The following is a 16,928-nucleotide window of genomic DNA, read 5'->3' as shown; positions in this document are numbered from 1 at the left end:
GATTCAGAAACGGGATGAGCAGCCCAAGCCCAAGCCCAAGCCCAAGCCAGAAGCAGAGCGCATGGCTCAGGCAATGGAGGAGATGCTGACCGAGGCCAAACAAACTCGCCACGACAGGCGCGGAGTAATGGTGGCGGATGGGGGCAAGAGCCGGTTGGCGTGGCAGGAGGTGATGAGCGATGCCGGGCCGGGCTACTCGGTGGATGGCAATGAGGCAAGGTTGCCGACGGTGTCGGTGGTGGCGGAGAGGCCCCGATACGGTCTCGAGGCACTGGGTTACAGGAGTGCTGCTGATACGGTCAGCGATTTGGGTAGTGCGTTGTGGAATGCCGGCTTGAATTTGGTAGAGGGCGGCGCTAACCTCTTTGGCGGCTTTGCCTTGCCGGGGGGTAGTGACTATGTCCCCTTCTTGGACTCATTCCGCTCAACTTACAAAGATGCTGAGTTTGGCCAGGTGATGGAGGTGGGAATCGGGTTGGGTGCCGGAGGCCTGGGGGGTATGCGGGCGGGGACTCGATTAGGAAAGCTTGAGGGGGAGGTGTTGGCTGGGTTTGGTGAGATAGTGCCAAACGCAACTCGAACAGGGGCTTTTGACCCTGCATTATTGAACTCACCTGAGCGAGTTATGTGGCCAAGCTTAGGGAGACTTGAAGGCAAGCAGGGCTATGTATCCTCTACTGGGCTGGATAAAGTGCAAGCTCACCTTGATTTGTTTGGCCAAAACGAGGCAAATAGTTTGATGGTGCAGCGACTGGAGCACGCATTAAGTACAGGGGCTAAAATTGAGGGGGCTGATTTGGTTTTTTATACACATGAGTTGAATGAGGCAACACGGACAGCACGTTTGGCTAAAGAACTTAATGTGTCCCCTTCTGTCGTGGCTGAACAGAGTGAGTTCGGGTATGCTTTTTATAATAAGGTTCACCTTGATTCTTTGAATAAATATCAGACGTCACCATTTAGTGTTTATCACCCAGATGTTTTAAAGGCTAATCCTGATGATTGGTCATCTGCATGGTTTAGGTTCTGGGAGAATAGGAAATGATGAGAGAGCTTTTCTCTGAGGCAGGATTGACGCGTGTGTGGATAAACACACTTCCTGTGCCGAAATTTGAATTTGATACAGAGAGTGCAATAAGTTTTCGTGTGCCTGTCGATGCTTGTTGCATGCTTGGTGAGATTTTTGTTGCAGTGGAGAGATTTTATAGTACAGGGCCTAAATTGGTGTACGGGTTTCTTGGATGTACTTATGAACTGATAAGTCAAGCAGGATTGGGGGTTGTTGTTGGCTTTAATGATTTAGATGTTCCCTGTTTGAGTCATGATTTAGCGAACTCTGCAGGGGTAAGCATTTTGGGGTTGGATGAGCGATCAGCTCAGGCTGTTGGTTCTGCTATTAAAATTAAAGTGCAGGATTTAATGCATGATTTGCCTTCTGGAAACCTTGTGATTAATTATGCGATTTCTTCTGAAATAGGGTCATCTCCAAATTTATTTAGAGATTTGGCTGAGTGTTTAGTTGATCAAGTTGTGCTGGAGGTCAAGAGGTTGCAGTTGCTGGGGCTTAGCAAGTAGCGTGGCAACATTATCTTGGGACGCGCCGTAATTTATAAGTCCAAGCCTCACCCAAAGCCCCTTCCGGGGCTTTGGTCGTTTATAAGGCTCAAGCTAGTTCCTGCATCTGCATCGTAGTCTGCTGCAAGCGATGGGCGAAGGGCTCCAGCAGGCAATACACCTGCTCGCACTCCAGCGTGTCCAGTTTGGATTGTTCCAACATTGCTGCCAGCGCGGACAAGGCGGTGCTGACCTGGTTGAATTCCAGGCTGAGCAGATGGAGGTTGTGATCGAAATGCTGGCAGGATTCGTCGAGCTGGTGCAGCAGCGGGTCGATCGGGTGCAGCGAGGCATTTTGCTGACGCAAGCTTTTCAGTTGGAACAGCAAGGTTGATAGGCTTGGGATGTAGTGGGACTGGGAAGAGACGGTGCTAGGCATGGCAAGCCTCCAATAGTGAGCGATGAAGCCCACCGTCCGACGCTAACCGGGGCGGCGGGAACATGGCAGGATTAGCGTTACCGGCACTATGGAACCGGCGCGTGCAAGCACGCTCCCACCATGACCCGCCTGAAAGCAGACGCATCTATAGTGTGTTCGGACAAAAAATGCCGCATGTGCGGCTGTCCGCCATAGTGTTTCGGAACGCTAATCCCGGTGCTATAAACAGCACGGCCGGATTATCACGTGCTTGCTGCGGGGAGGCAAGCGGCTTGCGGCTTGCCTTGTCCTCGCTCGCGGGAGCGTAAACAAGTTTTGAGCACGCGGCCTGGACCCGCCGGCTACTGGTCGATGTCCTATTCACCTTTCCATTCTTTCTCTTCCTGAGCTCAAACCATGCCGCATGGCTCGGCCTCTTTCGGGTGTGGTGACCAAAGCCATGACTCATCTCTTTAACGGCGTACTGCTGGTCAGTGAGTCGCGGCATTGGTTGTCAAGTGTGCCTCCGGCGCCGAGAGCGGGCTGTTGACTTCATGTCTTGAGCGGCATTTGTAAGCAGCGGCACGTGCTTGAGCGGCGGGAAAAGTTCCGCTGTTTGATGTCGGCAACGGGCTGGCAGTGCGCTATTTCTTGGTATTACTCACTGATAAAGAGTCTGAAGTAGCTTGTTTGCAGCCTCTTGATAGCGCTTTTGTTTTGAGTTATTTCTTGAAAATCAAATATTTAAATGTGATTTTGCGGTAATTTCCATATTGCAATGGTATGTTGTAAAAGAGTATGAATATCGTTAATATCCGTATCATTTGTGCGGCTTGCTTGTTTTCATGGTGATTAAGCATCGAAAACCAGGCCGTCGTATGAGGGCGGGTGGAATGACGGGCGATCAATCACTGCAGTTGATGTCGCAAATGATGTGGATGGCCTTGGCCATTGCCGGCCCCGTGCTGTTGTTCAGTCTGGTGGTGGGCATTTTGGTCAGCGTGATTCAGGTGGTGACCCAGATCCAGGATGCCTCCTTGGCTTTCGTGCCCAAGTTGCTGGCGGTATTCGCGGCCCTGTTGTTGTTTGGCCCGTGGATGCTGAAGTCGCTGGTGAACTATGCCGCGGGCGTGATTGGCAGCATCCCGTCTTTGTTCTGAAATGCTTCTCAATCAATGTCTTTTCCCCTGGATTTGGCCTGGTTATACGCCTCTTTTTTGCTATCGCTGCGTTTGGCGCCGGTATTGCTGCTGACGCCGGTGATAGGCGCGGCCAATGTGCCCGGAGTGGTGCGCGGGCTGTTAGGTTTGAGTTTGGCGGCGCTGATGACGTATGGCCTGGAGTTGCGGCTGGCTTTGCCCGCCAATGGCTGGGTGCTGGCAGGGCAGGCTTTGACCGAGTTGTTCATCGGCGCCTTGCTTGGTTTCGGCGTGCAGTGCGCGTTTGGCGCGCTGGCGTTTGCGGGACGTTTGCTGGATACCCAGATCGGCTTTGGTTTGTCCGGCGTGATCAATCCGCTGACGAAGCAATCCGGCGCGGCGATGGGCTTGGCGTTCGAGCTGCTGGCGGTGGCTTATGTCTATGCGGTGAATGGTCACCACATGCTGTTGCAGGCGATGGTTTTCTTGCTGGAGGCGCTGCCGGTGGGCGAGCCAGTCAGCCTGATGCTGGCTGAGCGGGCGGTGGGGCAGTTTGGCGTGCTGTTTGCGCTGGCGCTTTCGCTGGCGGCGCCGCTGTTGATCGCCTTGTTCGCCATTGATGTGGGCGTGGCGCTGATTTCTCGCTCCATGCCGCAGTTCAATGCTTTTGTGATGGCCATGCCGGTGAAGGTGGGCGTGGGCCTGGCGGTGTTGGCGGTGATCTTGCCGCGTTTGGGCGGTTTTTTTGAGCGCTGGTTTGCTTCGATCCTGGATTATCTGGCGAGCTTCCAGGGGGGCTAGGTGGCGGAGCAAGAGCAGGATAGGTCGGAAGAGGCGACGCCGCATAAGCGCGAGGAGGCCCGCAAGAAGGGTTCGGTGGCGCGCAGCCAGGATGTGTCGGGCGTGGTGTCGGCCCTGACCCTGTTGCTGGCGCTGATGGCGCTGGGGCCCGGCATGGCGCGGCACTGTCTTGGTCTGTTCGCCATGCTGTTGTCGCATGCGGGGGAGTGGTCGTTTGCGCAGCAGGCCTTGTCGGTGTGGATGCGAGAGCTGGGGCTGGAGTTATTTCAGACTCTGCTGCCGCTGTGGTTGTTGTTGGCGCTGACGGCGGGTGTGGTTGGCGCCGCCCAGGTGGGCCTGGTGTTCTCCACGGAGCCTTTGAAGCCGGATTGGCAGAAGCTCAATCCGATGGAGGGCCTCAAGCGCTTGTTCACCTTAAGGTCCGTGTTTGAGGCAGCGAAATCCAGTATCAAGTTTCTGGCTTTTTCTCTGGTGCTGTACTGGATCATCCGGGACATGCTGCCGGATTGGTTGTTGCTGACCGGCGCCGGGCCGGGCCGGGTGGCCGCCGCCATTGGCAATGCCCTGCTGCAAGTGCTGCGCTATATGGTCTTGGTCATGTTGTTGGCGGCGGTGGTGGATTGGCTGTTTGTGAAGCGCACGCTCAGCAAGAAGCTGAGGATGTCCAAGCGCGAGGTGAAGGAAGAGCACAAGCGGCGCGAAGGCGACCCGCGGATCAAATCCAAGTTGAAGGAGATCCGCCTGCAGTTTCTGCAAAAGACGCGCGCCGCGTCGCGGGTGCCGGAGGCGGATGTGCTGGTGGTGAACCCGCGTCATCTGGCGCTGGCGATCCAGTACCAGCGCGGGAAGATGGCGGCGCCGCTGTTGTTGGCCAAGGGCGCCGGCGAGATGGCTTTGAAGATGAAAGAGAGCGCCAGGCGGCATGGCGTGCCGATTCTGGAGAACCGGCCGCTGGCGCGCGGCTTGTTTCGCGATGTGGATGTGGATGAATGGATTCCCGATGCTTATTTCGGCGATGTGGCCAAGGCGCTGGTTTGGGCATTTCGGGTCAAGAAGGGTTGAACCGCTGGAGACCGGCGGTGTTGCGATGGCATTTTAGATGAGTAGCTTGCTCAAGTTGTTCAAAGAAGGGGCGAATGTGTCGATCATCCTGCTAATGGTCGGCATTTTGTTCGTCTTGTTCACTCCGGTTTCGGCACGAGTACTGGATGCGCTGTTGCTGGGCAATTTCAGTTTGGCGCTGTTCGTGCTGTTGCTGACCTTCTATGTGCGCAAGCCGGTGGATTTTTCCACCTTTCCGTCAGTGCTGCTGATCGCCACTTTGCTGCGTCTGGCGCTGAACGTGTCCGCCACCCGGCTGATTCTGTCCGACGGCGACGCCGGCCGGGTGATCGGGGCCATCGGCTCCTATGTGGTGGGCGGCAACTATGTGATCGGGGTGATTGTGTTCCTGATCCTGGTGGTGGTGCAGTACGTGGTGGTGACTAGCGGCGCGCAGCGGGTGGCGGAGGTGGCGGCGCGGTTTACGCTGGACAGCATGCCTGGTCAGCAGATGAGCATAGACGCCGATTTGAACATGGGCTTCATCGATCAGGTGGAGGCGCAGCGTAGGCGCAAGGAGCTGGAGAAAGAGGCGGGCTTTTACGGCGCGATGGACGGCGCCAGCAAGTTCGTTAAGGGCGACGCCATCGCCGGCATCATCATCATGCTGATCAATATCGTGGGCGGCTTCGCGGTGGGGGTGGCCCAGCACGGGATGCCGTGGCAGGAGGCCTTGCAGACGTACACCTTGCTGACCATTGGCGACGGCATTGTGACTCAGGTGCCGGCGCTGGTGATTTCGGTGGGCACCGGCATCATCATCACGCGCTCGGCGTCGGACGACCGGCTGAGCAGCGAGGTGCTGGGGCAGTTCACCGCCTATCCCAATATTTTGCTGATGGTGGCCGGCGCGCTGGCGCTGGCCGCGCTGCTGCCAGGCTTGCCGGCCTTGCCGGCCTTGATGCTGGCCGCGCTGTTCGCCGGCGGCGGCTTGGCGCTGCGCCGTTTGCGGGGCGGCGCCGAAGGCAGTGGGTCGGTGGAAGATGCCGACGCGGAGGCGGAGGCGGCCGACGCCTCGCTGTACGACGAACTGCGGGTGGATCTGCTGTCCATCGAGCTGGCGCCGGATTTGATGCCGCTAATGGGGCAGGACGGCAGCCTGTTGCTGGAGCGCATTGGCCTGTTTCGCAAGCAATACATGTTGGACTCCGGCCTAGTGCTGCCCAAGGTGAAGGTGAAGGAAAGCAAAAACTTGCGCGACGGCGCCTACCAGATCCGCTTGCAGGGCGACAAGGCGGGCGAGGGAAGTTTGGAGCCCGGCGCTTGGCTGGCGATCCATCCCGGCGGCGAGCGCGGCAAGCTGGAGGGCACGCCCACTACCGATCCCGCCTATAACCTCCCCGCTATCTGGATTCAGGACACGCAGCGGCCCCGCGCGCGCGAACTGGGCTACACCGTGGTGGATGCCGCCACGGTATTCATGACGCACTTTTCCGAAGTTGTGAAACGGCATTCCGCCGATTTGCTGACCCGCGAGGAGGTGGAGCGTTTGGCGCAGCATTTGCGGCAGACCCAGGCCAGCCTGTTGGACGAGCTGCTGCCCAATGTGATGACGCTCAGCGAAATCCAGAAGGTGTTGCAGGCCTTGTTGCAGGAGAAGGTGTCGATCCGGCGCATGGACACGATTCTGGAGGTGCTGGTGGATGCGGCGCGCGCCAGCAAGGATGTGGACGAGTTGACCACGCGCGTGCGCCAGCGCCTGGGCAGCGTGATTTGCGCGCCGTTGCTGGACGGCGACGGCGCTTTGCATGTGATCACTTTGGACGGCGGTATCGAGCAAACCTTGTACGACGGCTTGCGACGCAGCGAGGGCGGCGCCGCGTCGCTGGCGCTGGACCCGCGCTTTGCCGAGCAATTGTTGAAAAAGATGTTGGCCGAGTCCGAAAGGATGGCTGGAGCCAATCACATGCCGGTGCTGCTGTGCGCGCCGGAGGTGCGCGCCAATTTGCGCAAACTGACCGCGCGGATGATGCCGCACCTGCATGTGCTGGCCTTGAACGAAGTGCCGCCGGGCGTGGGTTTGAAGGCCTTCGCCGCAGTGACGTTTTGACGGAGGGACCGGATGAGCGAGCTATTGAACGTGATGGCGGCTTCGATGCAGGCCGATATGAACCGGGTCAATACCGTGGCCCACAACATCGCCAATAGCAATACGGCGGGCTATAAACGCTTGTTCACGCTGGGCGGGGATGTCCAGGCCGGCGCGCTGGCGGATACGCGGCAGGGCGCGATGAATCGCACCGGTTCCAGTTTGGATCTGGCGATAGAGGGCCCCGGTTATTTCTCCGCGCTGGATAACGGCGGCGCTTATGTCAGCCGCGGCGGCGCCTTGCGGCTGGATAGCCGCGGCAGGCTGGTGCTGGCCCAGTCCGGCATGCCGCTGGAGGGCGAGCAGGGGGAAATTTTCCTGCAGTCGGGCGCTTTTCGCGTGGCGGACGATGGCCAGGTATTCCAGAAGGAATTGGCGGTGGCCCGCATCAAGCTGGTTTATCCGGCCAAGGACGCGCGGCTGGAGGCCGCCGGCAATGGTTTGTACCGGGTCAGCGGGGCCATGGCCGACCCCAAGGACTTGGGCGGCCCCGGCCGATTGCGGCAGGGGTTTCTGGAAATGTCCAATGTGAACTCCACGCGGGAAATGGTGGAACTGATGGAGGCAACCCGTCATTTCGAGTCGGTGCAGAAGGCGGTGCAGGGCATGGACGCGGTGTGGGACAAGGCTTTGCGCAGCTTGGGCGAGTTCTGAGGACAATGAGGCGAGGACGGAATCGTGATTGATGCATTGTATGTGGGCGCCACCGGCATGGCGGCGCAGCAGGGCGGCTTGGAGGCGGTGGCCAACAATCTGGCCAATATGAACACGCCGGCTTACAAGCGTTCGCAAGCTGTGTTTGACGACCTGGTCTACCGCGAAACGGCGCGGCAGACGCCGGCTCAGGGCGAAACCGCCGGAACGGCCTATGTGGGTCTGGGCACGCGCTTGAGCACGGTGGAAAAAGTGTTCAGCCAGGGGGATTTGCGGCCGTCGGAGTCGGAGTTCGACGTTGCGCTCAATGGCGAGGGTTTTGTCGCGGTCAGCAATCCGGACGGCAGCCAGCTGTACAGCCGTCTGGGCTCGCTGCGGGTGGGCGAGGATGGTTTGTTGCAGTTGCGCAGCGGCCAGGCGCTGGACCCGGCCATTACCCTGCCGCGAGACACTCGTGGTCTACGGGTGGCCGAGAACGGCCAGGTTTCCGTATTGACCGAGGAGGGCAAGACGCTGGATGTCGGCCGGATCGAGTTGGCCTTGTTCAATAATCCGGCCGGGCTCAAACCGGTGGGAGAGGGGCTGTATCAGGCAACCGAGCAGTCCGGCGCCGCGCAGATCGGGCCGGCAGGGGAAGAGGGGCGCGGCAAGTTGGCGCACAAATACCTGGAAGGCTCCAATGTGAAGATGGCGGACGAACTGGTCAGCATGATGCTGGCCCAGCGCGCGTTTGAAGCCAACTCGCGCATTATCCAGGCCGCGGACGAGATGCAGTCCATCGTCAACAATTTGCGGCGCGGCTGATGAAGCGAGCCGCGCTGCTGGCGGTGTGGGCGGCGTCGATTCCGGCTCAGCCGCTAACGGCGCGGAGTGCGGTTGATGTGGAGAGCCGCAGCGTCAGCTGGGTTCAGTTGCTGGAAGGGGGCGTTCCCGCTGTATTGCGACGCTCCCTGGAGGCGAGGCCGCTGGCCACTGGTTTGAAGGCAGGGGAAGCCCGCTCGCTGGGGCGCCTGCAACTGCTTAGCGCGTGGCGGGCGGCGCTGGGCGTGGAGGCGGACCGTTGGCCGGTCCTGTTGCCTGATCAGATTACGGTCACGCGCAGGGGAGGGGAGCCGGCGGCGCCTGCGCTGCTCAAGGAGGGGGAGCAAGCCTTGCGCGCTCGCTTGAGCGGCGAGTGTGAGCGTTTGGCGCTTCAGCCTGAGAGGAACGAGATCAAAGCGCTGCTGCCAGCGCAAGGCGTTAGCTTGGCTGCGCGTTTGCCCGCCATGCCGGCGCCGGCCAGACGGATGGCGGTGTGGTTGGATGTTTTTGAAGGTTCTGAGCTGTACGGCAGCTGGCCGGTCTGGTTTCAGGTGAGTTGCTTGCGGCCGGTATATCGCGCCAGCCGGGCGGTGGTGAAAGGCGAAGCCTTGTCCGCGGCCAATGCCGAACACACGCTGGCGGACTTGACGGAAGCGAGGCCGCTGCCCTCGCTGCAGGGCATGGCCGCCGCCAGGGATCTGGCCGCGGGAACGGTGCTGCGGCTGGCGGACGTCAAACCGGCGGCGCTGGTGCGCAAGGGGGAACGGGTGCTGGCTCGCTTGCGCAGCGGAGCGATTCGTTTGGAAGTGGGGGCGGAAGCCTTGGAAGACGGCGCTATGGGGCAGCTGGTTTACGTCAGGCGGGAGCGGGACCAATCCGTATTCAAGGCCATCGTCGTGGCCAACGGCGTGGTGGATGTGTTGTAACAACAGGCGGCCTGGCAGGGCCGAGTGGAAATGAACAAGAAAACATGGTGCTTGCGGATTTTGCAAGGCGGGGCGCTGCTGGCGCTGACCGTTGCGCTGGCGCAAGCAGGCGAACGGATCAAGGATCTGGGCCGTTTCAATGGCTGGCGCGATAACCAGTTGATCGGCTATGGCCTGGTAACGGGCCTGGCGGGGAGCGGCGACAGCGCGCGCAGCCAGATGACCCAGCAATCAATGGCCAACCTGCTCAAGCAGTTCGAGGTCAATCTGGGGCCGGACCAGGTTAATAGCCGCAACGTGGCGGCGGTGATGATCACCGCCAATATGCCGCCCTTGCTGGAGCCCGGCGCGCGGGTGGATGTCACGGTGACGTCGATCGGCGATGCCCGCAGCTTGCTGGGCGGCAGCTTGCTGCAGACGCCGCTGAAGGGCGGCGATGGTCAGGTCTACGTGCTGGCGCAGGGCGCGTTGTCGGTTGGCGGCTACCGTTACGACAGCAATGGCAACCGGGTGCAGAAAAATCATCCCACAGTCGGGCTAATTCCCGCTGGCGGCATCGTGGAACAGGCGGTGGCCACCAGTTTCATCCGCAACGGCATGGCTGAGTTTCTGCTGGCGGCGCCGGATTTCACCACGGCCGAGCGCATTGCGCGGGCAATCAATCAGAAGCTGGGCCGCAGTCTCGCCAGTCCGCTGGGCGCGGGCAAGGTGGGGATCCGGGTTGACTCGGCTTCCGCTGCGGACGCGACTCATCTTTTGAGCCGGATCGAGGCGATCGAAGTGACGCCGGACGACCGCGCGCGGGTGGTGGTGAACGAACGCACCGGCACTGTGGTGGCGGGCGGCAATGTGATGCTCTCCGCCGTCACCGTGGTACACGGCGACTTGAAAATATCGGTGGAAACCGATTATCTGGTCTCGCAACCGCCTTCGCTGTTTGGCTCCTCACGCGACGTGCGGACGACGGTGGTGCCGCAGACCCGCGTCGCGGTTCAGGAGAAGCCTTTGCCGGGCATCAGTCTGAAAGGCAATTCCACCATCGCCGATCTGGTCGCGGCGCTCAATCGCATTCAAGCCAGTCCGCGCGACGTGATCGCGGTGTTGCAGGCGGTCAGAACCGCCGGCGCGCTGCGCGCGGAACTGGTCATTCAATAAGAGAGGAACGGGCAATGCAAATCGCTTCGCTTGGCGAAACCGTCTCGCGTTCATTGGATGGCCTGGTGCTGCGGCAACAGGTCATCGCGCAGAACATAGCGAATCTCAACACTCCCGGCTATACGCCGCTGCGAGTGGACTTCGAATCCGCCTTGCAAGGTGCGGAGGGCGCGGGGCCGCGCATTCTGCCGGATCGGCGCCCGGCCCTGGTTCCGGGCGCCGCGGGCTCCGCAGCGGAATTGAGTCATCAGGTGTCGCAGTTGGCGGATACGACGCTGCGTTACCAGACCCTGATCAAGGGCATCAATAAGCAGCTGGCCATCATGCAGTTGGCGATTTCGGACGGGAGGCGCTAAGTGGCCGGACTTTGGGAGTCGCTGGCAATTAGCCAAAGCGGCATGGATGTGGAGCAACTGAGGGCGGAAGTGGCCGCGCGCAATATCGCCAACGCCAATGTGGCGGCGGCGCCAGGCGCGCCGTTGGCCAAACCCTTGCGGGTGATGACCCAGCCGGTAGGCGTGGGGTTTGGCCAGGCGCTGGCGCGGGCGGAGGCGGGTTTGCCGCCGCCGGGAGGCATCCGCGCGGTGGTGGTGGAGTCAGACACGCCGGCCCGCAAGGTGCTGGAGCCGTCCAGCCCCTTGGCCGACGCGCAAGGCTATGTGCAATACGCCGGCGTGAACACGCTGGAAGAGATGTTTGCGTTGACCATGGCGGTTCGGTCTTATGAAGCGAACGTGACCGCGTTCAACGCGGGACGCTCGATGATGCAGAAGGCGCTGGAAATTGGAGGCAAGCAATGATTGAGGCGATTGCCGGCAGCGCGCTGGCGGATTCACTGTCCAGCGCGGCGGCCAAGCCCTTGGCGCCAACCGGATTTGAGAAAGTGCTGACGCAGCTGGAGAAATCCGAAAACAGCCTGGGCGGGCTGCTCAACGACGTGGCGACCGGCCAGGCGGGCAGCTTGCACCAGGTAATGTTGCGGATGGAGGAAACCCGCATGCAGTTCGAGCTGTTCATGCAGGCGCGCAACAAGGTATTGGAAGCCTATCAGGAAGTGATGCGGATGCAGGTGTGACGAGCGGTTTAGGAACGATACGATCTGCGGTGCGTCGTCGTAACGTAGCTCGGTGGCTACACCTTCGGAGGACTCATTAACTTGATGTCAACTCCGCTTCCTCAGCTGTTTTCGCCTGGCCTCGTGTGGGCTCGCGAGACCGTAAACAGCGACTTGGATATTTGATTGGATAGGCGAGAGATGGTCGATTTTTTCAAGGCGCTGTGGCAGCGCTCTTCGGGTGCGGGGCGCGCCCTCCTGGTGATCGGGGCTTTGGCTGCGGTGGCATTGCCGGCCGGCGCGTTTTGGTGGTCCGGCCGCACCGATTACCAGGTGCTGTTTGCCGATCTGGACGCGCGCGACGCCGCCAGCGTGGTGGCGGCGCTGGAAAAGCAGAAAACGCCCTACCAGCTGACGGATGAAGGCAAGACCGTCCAGGTGGAAAAAGACTTGCTGTACAAGACCCGGATGAAGCTGCTGGGTGGCGGTCTGGATCTGAAGAGTTCGGTGGGCTTTGAGCTGTTCAACAACGCGGAGTTCGGCGTGACCGAGTTCGCGCAGAAGATCAATTACCTGCGCGCGCTGCAGGGAGAGTTGGCGCGCACCATCATGGGCTTCGACGAGGTGCAGAACGCGCGCGTTCACCTGGTGTTGCCGGAGGGGGGGATGCTGCGCAAGCGCGGCGCCAAGGCCAAGTCTTCGGTATGGGTGACGTTGAAAGGCGGCAAGAGCCTGCAGCAGGAGCAGGTAAGCGGCATTCAGCGGCTGGTGGCCGCTTCGGTGCCGGAGATGGACATCGCCGCGGTAACGGTGCTGGACCAGCGCGGCGTGGCTTTGTCTGCGCGTGCGCACGACGAAGAAGGCGTGGCGGGCATGGACGCCGGTTTGCAATTGAAAAAGGAAACCGAAGCGTATCTGGCCGACAAAGTGAGCCGCATCCTCGATACGGCGCTTGGGCCGAACCAGGCCGCGGTCAGCGTGGATGTGGCCTTGGACCTGTCCTCGCACAAGCTGACGCGGGAGTCAGTGATTGGCGATGGTTCGGACAAGGGAATTCTGGTGCGCCGGAAAGAGCAATGGCAGGGCGACGGCGATGCCGCGCGCTTGCCGCCGTCTTCGGCGGGCGGCTCCGGCGGCAATAAGTCTTTGGATGCCGAATATCAGGTTGGTCGCGAGTTGCGACAGACCAGCAGCGGCGGCGGAGCGGTCAAGCACATCAGCGTTGGCATCGTGACCAATACCAGCTTGTCCGATGCCACGGTAGAGCGGCTGCGCGAGGTGATTTCGATGGCGGTGGGCCTGGATAGCGGCCGCGGCGACGGCATCGCTTTTTCGGTGCTGGACAATATCGCTCCGGTAGCGACGGCACAGCCGGCGGAGGCCTTGCAGGCGGTGCCCGCCCGTCAAACAGCAAGCGATGTTGGCGAGTGGATCTTGTGGGGAGGCGTGGCTGTCGTGTTGGCGCTGGGCATCGTTGTCGTCGGCGTGCAGCGCCGCAGGGCGGCAACACGTTCGCTGACGGAGTCCGAACGCGAACGCTTGCTGCGGCAAGTGCAACGCTGGTTGGCTGCGGATCAGGTAGGGGGCGGCAAGTGATGGGGCAGGAGAGTTTGCGGGCTGCCTTGGCGGTGTCGGCGCTGAAACCCGAAGAGCGGACTTGGCTGGAGTCGCGTTTGAGCGAGGAAGAGCGCGCCTTGCTGGGGCAAGCTCTGGGGCGTCTGGATGACAGGCCTCTGACCGAGCAGGCGGATGAGCTGGAACCATCTACGACCTCTCCGGGAGGAGCCAATCTATTGAGCCGCGGCGTGGAGCCTTTGCTGGAGGCGCTGTTGGCGGAACCCGTGTGGATGCAGGCGGCTTTGGGGCATGCGCTGGGCGCTGAGTTGCGTGGCAAGGTCCTGAGCGCGGCCCAGGATGCGGAAGCCTGGCGCGGAAGGGTCGACAGCTTGCGCCGCGACTGGTCCGGTGGGGAGCCGCAAGCGGCCCCGGCTTTGCGCGCAGCCATGCTGAGCCGTTTGCAAGCATTGACGGCGGCGGTGCCGGAGCGGCCGCTGGTAGGCTCGTCGGGTCTGGAGCCTGCTCCATCCAGCCTTGGATTGAGGTTGCGAGCCTGGTTCGGAAGCCTGCGCCATGAGTGACATCATCCGTAATCCTAGCATTCGGAAAGGCGCGGTTTCGAGCGCCGCCGCAGCCCGGCCGCTAGTGGATCCACCGCCACCTCCGCCCGCGCGGCAGCCGGAGATGGAAGAGATTCAGGCCATGCGCGCGCGCGCGCTGGCGGAGATTGAGGCCGCCCGCGTTAAATGCCAAGGCGAGTGCGAAGAACTGCGCGCGGCGGCGCGTCAGAACGGGTACCGGGAGGGCATGGCGCAGGCCGAGGCCGAGTCGCTCCGCTTGCGAGAAGCATTGAGCGCTCAGGGCAAGGCTTTGCTGGCCGCCTTGGGCGGTGTCCGCGAAGCGGTGCACGATGAAGTGGAGCGCATGTTGACGCCGTTATTGCTGGAGGCGTTGGCGCGGATGATAGGCGAGATGCCTCCGTCCGCCGAACTGGCGCGCTCCTGCGTGCGCAGCGCCTTGCGCGAAGCGGCGGGGCGCGAGCCGGTGCGGGTTCGGCTTCATCCGGTCGATGCGGCCTTGCTGGCGGGCGACGACGCGGTATTGAGCGAGACGGGCCGCGAAGTGAGCGTGGTGGCGGATGCCAGCCTGGACGGCGGCGGCTGTATTGTCGAAACCATGCATGGCGATATTGACGCGCGCATGAGCACGCAGATGGAGCGTTTGCGCCGGAGTCTGCATGAGGCCCGCGCGCGATGATGTCGGGACTGGCGCAATTGCGCGAGGCGATCCACGGGGCCGATCTGGTGGAGCGGGTGGGCTACGTCAGCCGCAAAGTAGGGTTGCTGGTGGAGTCTTGCGGACCAGCCGGCATCGGTTTGGGTGCTCTATGCCATATCGAGCTGGCCGGCGACAGGCCGGCGGTGTTGGCCGAGGTGGCCGGCCTGGATCGGGACCGTTTGCAATTGCTGCCTTATGGGCCGGTGGACGGCCTGCTGCTGGGCGCCCGAGTGGTTTCTGCCGGGCATGCTTTTTCGGTGCCGGTGGGCGACGCTTTGTTGGGAAGGGTGGTGGATGCATTTTGCCGGCCGCTGGACGGCAAGGGCGAAATCGAGTTTTCCGGGCGGAGGCCGGTGCGCAGCGCGCCGATTCCGGCGTTGAGCCGCAGCCGGATCGACCGGGTGATGGAAACCGGCGTTCGGGCGATAGACAGCATGCTGACCATAGGCTACGGACAGAGGCTTTCCATCATGGCGGGCAGTGGCGTGGGCAAAAGCACGCTATTGGGCATGCTGGTGCGCAACTGCGCGGCCGATGTGGTGGTGGTGGGCTTGATTGGCGAGCGCGGCCGCGAAGTGCTGGAGTTTATCGAGGAAAGCCTGGGTGAGTCCGGGCTGGCGCGCGCGGTGCTGGTGGTCGCCTCCGCCGACGAGCCTGCGCTGGTGCGCGAGGCGGCGGCCTTGAGCGCGGTGACGGTGGCCGAGCATTTCCGCGACCAGGGCCGTTCGGTGCTGTTGATCGTGGATTCGTTGACCCGCTATGCGATGGCCCGGCGGGAAGTGGGGCTGGCCATTGGCGAACCGGCCACCTCGCGCGGTTACACCCCGTCGGTGTTCTCCGAGCTGGCGGGCATGCTGGAGCGCTGCGGCACGCGCAAGGAGGGCGGTTCGATCACCGGCTTGTTCACCGTCCTGGTGGAAGGCGACGACATCCACGACCCGGTGGCCGACAGCGTTCGCGGCATAGTGGACGGTCACATCGTGTTGTCGCGCGAGTTGGCCAATGCAGGGCATTTCCCCGCGATCGACGTGCTGGGCAGCGTTAGCCGGCTGTCGTCGGCGCTGGCCTCGGAGGAGGAGCTTGCCCTCATGAAGGCTTGCCGCAAAACCCTGAGCGTGCTGGCGGCGAGCAAGGACTTGCTGGAGTTGGGCGCTTATCGCCCCGGCGGCAATCCGGAGCTTGACCAGGCCTTGGAGCGCAAAAGCGGCCTGGAGGCCTTTTTGCAACAAGATACTCGGCAGCGCGACGAAAGAGCGGCCGCGCTGGCGAATTTGGCCGCGTTGCTGCATGGAGGCTAAATGGCTGGTTTTTCTTATCGGCTGGAGCCCTTGTTGGGTTTTCGCCAGTCCTCCTTGCAACTGACGCGGCAGGCTTTGTCGACGGCGGAGGGGCGCCTGGATACCGCTCGTCAGTCCCTGCGCCGGGCGGAGGAGGAGGTTCTCGTTTGCGAGCAAGCCTTGGGCGTGCTGGCGAGCAACCCTCCCATGTATTTGTCCGCTCTGAGTTTCTTGCGGGAGCAGCGGCTGCGCTGCCAAGCGCTGTCGCAGGCCGTGGTCGAGGCGGAACAGGACTGGGCACAGGCGCGGGTTGTTCTGCAGAACGCGCGCATGGAACTGAGGCAGGTGGAAAAACATAAAGAGCGCCATCGATTGGCCGCCCGCGAGCGTGAGCAGCGCAAGATGTTTCGCGAGCAGGATGAGGCTTGGCTGCAAGGCCGCAGACAAGGAGGAGCATGAGCGTCATCGTGTTGGATGGAGAGCAGAGCGGCGCGCAGGCGCGTTCGCGGCGCGAGGCGCCGGAACCGCAGGCGGGCCGGCAATGGCAACGGCAATTAGAGGCCGAACTAGCCAAGCGCAGTGTGTGCAAGGCGATTCGTCTGGGCGGTGCGATGGATGCGAGCGCTGAATTGGCTGTTGCGGGCCGGCATGGCTCGTTGCCGAATGAGGGCGAGGTTTTGTCCAGTAGCTTGTTGCACAGCGTTGAGCCTGCCCCGAAAGCGCCGCGCGTGGAGGGAGAGGAGATGGCGGTGGCGCGGGCGAGCTTGACTTGGAATGTGGCGATGAAGGCAAACGCCGTAGGCTGGCAGGCCGCGCCGGTGGAGCCGCTTGCGGATGGCGTGGACGCGCCGCCCGCCAAGGAGGCGGCGCTGGAAGCCGAGACGGCGGAGACGCTGAGAGCTTGGTTGAAGCCCTGCAAGGTTACGGTATTCGCCGATCAGGGCGCATTGCGAGTCTGGGTGCGGGATGCCCGGCTCGACGCTGGCGAGGCCGAGGCCTTGGGGCAACGGCTGGCTCGCCAGCTCAAGGACAAGGGAGGGCGGTTGGCGATGCTGGCCGTCAACGGCGCGGTGGTCTTTAGGGAAAGCGCCGCAGGCGGCGTGCCTATTTTGAAACAGGGGTGA

At 61.8% G+C, this 16,928-nt stretch carries 20 protein-coding genes; 19 read left to right on the top strand and 1 reads right to left on the bottom strand.

Features of this window, described 5'->3' with window-relative positions:
• Both MOV80_RS12070 and MOV80_RS12065 read left to right on the top strand, forming a co-directional pair.
• On the top strand, positions 1-1,045 hold a 1,045-nt coding region (locus MOV80_RS12070), incomplete at its 5' end, for a hypothetical protein (protein WP_249605132.1).
• The gene (locus tag MOV80_RS12065; RefSeq protein ID WP_249605131.1) at positions 1,042-1,575 is read left to right on the top strand and encodes a hypothetical protein; all 534 of its coding nucleotides are present in this window, start codon (positions 1,042-1,044) and stop codon (positions 1,573-1,575) included. The genes MOV80_RS12070 and MOV80_RS12065, both read left to right, overlap by 4 nt.
• A gap of 88 nt (positions 1,576-1,663) precedes the next feature.
• Here MOV80_RS12065 and MOV80_RS12060 read toward each other — a convergent pair whose 3' ends face one another.
• Positions 1,664-1,993: a hypothetical protein gene (locus tag MOV80_RS12060; protein ID WP_249605130.1), complete on the bottom strand. Its 330-nt coding sequence runs from the start codon at positions 1,991-1,993 to the stop codon at positions 1,664-1,666.
• A gap of 872 nt (positions 1,994-2,865) precedes the next feature.
• Between MOV80_RS12060 and fliQ the strand changes: the two genes are divergently transcribed.
• From fliQ to MOV80_RS11975, 17 genes are all read left to right on the top strand, one after another.
• Positions 2,866-3,132: a flagellar biosynthesis protein FliQ gene (fliQ, locus tag MOV80_RS12055; protein ID WP_107731646.1), complete on the top strand. Its 267-nt coding sequence runs from the start codon at positions 2,866-2,868 to the stop codon at positions 3,130-3,132.
• Between the two features lie 15 nt (positions 3,133-3,147).
• Positions 3,148-3,912 carry a flagellar biosynthetic protein FliR gene (locus MOV80_RS12050; protein WP_249605129.1) on the top strand — a complete coding sequence of 255 codons (765 nt, stop codon included), beginning with the start codon at positions 3,148-3,150 and terminating at the stop codon, positions 3,910-3,912.
• Positions 3,913-4,974, top strand: coding sequence for an EscU/YscU/HrcU family type III secretion system export apparatus switch protein (locus MOV80_RS12045; protein WP_249605128.1), 1,062 nt, complete (start codon positions 3,913-3,915; stop codon positions 4,972-4,974).
• A gap of 37 nt (positions 4,975-5,011) precedes the next feature.
• Entirely contained in the window at positions 5,012-7,063 is a 2,052-nt protein-coding gene (gene flhA / locus MOV80_RS12040; RefSeq protein WP_107731649.1) for a flagellar biosynthesis protein FlhA, read from the top strand.
• A gap of 12 nt (positions 7,064-7,075) precedes the next feature.
• Entirely contained in the window at positions 7,076-7,756 is a 681-nt protein-coding gene (locus MOV80_RS12035; RefSeq protein WP_107733046.1) for a flagellar hook-basal body protein, read from the top strand.
• A gap of 24 nt (positions 7,757-7,780) precedes the next feature.
• Complete coding sequence (flgG, locus tag MOV80_RS12030) at positions 7,781-8,560, top strand: flagellar basal-body rod protein FlgG (RefSeq protein WP_146176062.1); 780 nt, start codon at positions 7,781-7,783, stop codon at positions 8,558-8,560.
• The gene (flgA, locus tag MOV80_RS12025) at positions 8,560-9,483 is read left to right on the top strand and encodes a flagellar basal body P-ring formation chaperone FlgA (RefSeq protein WP_107731651.1); all 924 of its coding nucleotides are present in this window, start codon (positions 8,560-8,562) and stop codon (positions 9,481-9,483) included. The genes flgG and flgA overlap by 1 nt, the downstream gene beginning before the upstream one ends.
• A gap of 30 nt (positions 9,484-9,513) precedes the next feature.
• Positions 9,514-10,638 carry a flagellar basal body P-ring protein FlgI gene (locus MOV80_RS12020; RefSeq protein ID WP_107731652.1) on the top strand — a complete coding sequence of 375 codons (1,125 nt, stop codon included), beginning with the start codon at positions 9,514-9,516 and terminating at the stop codon, positions 10,636-10,638.
• A gap of 14 nt (positions 10,639-10,652) precedes the next feature.
• Positions 10,653-10,994, top strand: a complete 342-nt coding sequence (locus tag MOV80_RS12015) for a flagellar basal body protein (protein WP_107731653.1) — start codon at positions 10,653-10,655, stop codon at positions 10,992-10,994.
• Positions 10,995-11,438: a flagellar basal body rod C-terminal domain-containing protein gene (locus tag MOV80_RS23440; RefSeq protein WP_146176063.1), complete on the top strand. Its 444-nt coding sequence runs from the start codon at positions 10,995-10,997 to the stop codon at positions 11,436-11,438.
• Positions 11,435-11,713, top strand: a complete 279-nt coding sequence (locus tag MOV80_RS12005; RefSeq protein WP_107731655.1) for a flagellar hook-basal body complex protein FliE — start codon at positions 11,435-11,437, stop codon at positions 11,711-11,713. The genes MOV80_RS23440 and MOV80_RS12005 overlap by 4 nt, the downstream gene beginning before the upstream one ends.
• A 180-nt stretch (positions 11,714-11,893) precedes the next feature.
• Positions 11,894-13,288 (top strand): flagellar basal-body MS-ring/collar protein FliF, encoded by a 1,395-nt coding sequence (gene fliF / locus MOV80_RS12000; protein WP_107731656.1) that lies wholly within the window; start codon positions 11,894-11,896, stop codon positions 13,286-13,288.
• Complete coding sequence (locus MOV80_RS11995) at positions 13,288-13,830, top strand: hypothetical protein (RefSeq protein WP_107731657.1); 543 nt, start codon at positions 13,288-13,290, stop codon at positions 13,828-13,830. The genes fliF and MOV80_RS11995 overlap by 1 nt, the downstream gene beginning before the upstream one ends.
• 103 nt (positions 13,831-13,933) lie before the next feature.
• Positions 13,934-14,506, top strand: coding sequence for a FliH/SctL family protein (locus MOV80_RS11990; RefSeq protein WP_181247988.1), 573 nt, complete (start codon positions 13,934-13,936; stop codon positions 14,504-14,506).
• The gene (locus MOV80_RS11985) at positions 14,503-15,825 is read left to right on the top strand and encodes a FliI/YscN family ATPase (RefSeq protein WP_249605127.1); all 1,323 of its coding nucleotides are present in this window, start codon (positions 14,503-14,505) and stop codon (positions 15,823-15,825) included. The genes MOV80_RS11990 and MOV80_RS11985 overlap by 4 nt, the downstream gene beginning before the upstream one ends.
• Positions 15,826-16,263 carry a hypothetical protein gene (locus tag MOV80_RS11980; protein ID WP_107731660.1) on the top strand — a complete coding sequence of 146 codons (438 nt, stop codon included), beginning with the start codon at positions 15,826-15,828 and terminating at the stop codon, positions 16,261-16,263.
• Positions 16,260-16,928: a hypothetical protein gene (locus MOV80_RS11975; protein ID WP_107731661.1), complete on the top strand. Its 669-nt coding sequence runs from the start codon at positions 16,260-16,262 to the stop codon at positions 16,926-16,928. The genes MOV80_RS11980 and MOV80_RS11975 overlap by 4 nt, the downstream gene beginning before the upstream one ends.

Source organism: Chromobacterium sp. IRSSSOUMB001 (assembly GCF_023507765.1).
GTDB classification, from domain to species: Bacteria; Pseudomonadota; Gammaproteobacteria; order Burkholderiales; family Chromobacteriaceae; genus Chromobacterium; species Chromobacterium haemolyticum.
Note: the sequence above shows the minus strand (reverse complement) of the source record. Positions and strands in the feature narration are given on the sequence as shown.